Raw genomic sequence first — 687 nt, forward strand, 5'->3', positions numbered from 1 at the left:
CAACATGTTCATGACCACCACGTTTATACCGGTGAGTCGGCTGCTGACAGCTGACCAGCCCCAGCTCTTTCATGAGCCTGCCAGCAAGCCAGCGTCCCATCTGGTAGCCTCTCCGGGTTGCCATTGTGGCGATGCTTCTTGCTCCGGCCGAACCGTGGCTGATGCCATGTAGCTCAAGTACCTGACTGCGTAATACAGCCCGTCTGCCGTCTGGTTTTTCGGGCCGGTTTTTCCAGTATCTGTAGCTGCTGCGATGAACCCCGAACACATGGCAGAGTGTAACCACCGGATAATGCGCTCTGAGTTTCCCGATTATCGAGAACTGTTCAGGGAGTCTGACATCAAGAGCGCGGTAGCCTTTTTTAATATTTCATTCTCCATTTCAATGCGTTGTAGCTTTTTCCTCAGCTCACGTATTTCGATTTGTTCTGGTGTTATCGGAGAGGCTTTTGGTGTTTTGCCCTGACGCTCATCACGCAGTTGTTTGACCCATCTTGTCATTGTGGAAAGGCCAACATCCATAGCTTTGGCGGCATCTGCCACCGTGTAGTTCTGGTCAACAACCAGTTGAGCGGATTCGCGTTTAAACTCTGCGCTGAAATTTCTTTTTTTCATTGGAGCACCTGTGTTGTTCTGAGGTGAGCATATCACCTCTGTTCAGGTGGCCAAATTTAGTGTGCCACTACA

Annotated in this window: 1 pseudogene; it reads right to left on the reverse strand. The window is 50.4% G+C overall.

From position 1 onward, the window contains the following. A pseudogene (locus C7B16_RS24315) lies at window positions 1–615 on the reverse strand (IS3-like element IS911 family transposase); the annotation flags it as partial. Window positions 616–687: the final 72 nt, after the last annotated feature.

Origin of the sequence: Escherichia sp. 20412-1 (assembly GCF_003027595.1) — a bacterium.
Taxonomy (GTDB): domain Bacteria; phylum Pseudomonadota; class Gammaproteobacteria; order Enterobacterales; family Enterobacteriaceae; genus Escherichia; species Escherichia marmotae.